The organism is Aquabacterium parvum, assembly GCF_001447195.1.
In the GTDB taxonomy this organism is placed as follows: Bacteria; Pseudomonadota; Gammaproteobacteria; order Burkholderiales; family Burkholderiaceae_C; genus Aquabacterium; species Aquabacterium parvum.
In genome coordinates this window covers 1-519 of the sequence record NZ_LFRI01000465.1, presented here as the reverse complement: position 1 = coordinate 519, position 519 = coordinate 1, and the positions used below count along the sequence as shown (strand labels likewise).

General features: G+C 59.5%; 1 pseudogene. It reads right to left on the bottom strand.

The features are described from left to right. Positions 1–395 precede the first annotated feature (395 nt). Positions 396–519, bottom strand: a pseudogene (locus tag ABG80_RS18045) (IS5-like element ISCARN85 family transposase); the annotation flags it as partial.

Below are 519 nucleotides of genomic sequence, written 5' to 3'. Positions count from 1 at the left end.
TTTACCCGACTTGCAACCTGAGCGGCACAGGTGCCAGCACACGGACCGCAAGCCTCGATGTGTTCCGGCGAATGCCCCGCAAGGCCGATGAATACTGGGCATTTGCGAGAAGCCTAACGCCCAAGTTCAGGGGCGCCCGCTTGGCGTGACCGAAGCGATGCGACGTATGAGCGTCCCCTGCAACGCCCAGTTAGGCCGATGGTGGCATGCGGCTGATTTGGCATGAAACCCCTGTTGTTTGTTGCTGGGCTGATGCCAGCTTGAATGCAAGCATGCCACGAGACCTTGTGCGAACCAAGAGGCGCACGCCTGTTTGCCTGTAGCCACCGAGGAGGTGGCTCGCTTGGCCTGCGCACGCGGTGCATTTACGCGAGGGCCTAACGAACTAGGGCCTGTTAACACAAACTGCGAAGCCCATCGACCACGAGCACGAAGCTGAGAAAGCCGAGAAACATCGCATCAAGCTTTTCGAACCGGGAGAAGATTCGGCGGTAGCCCTTGAGCCGCCGGAACAACCTC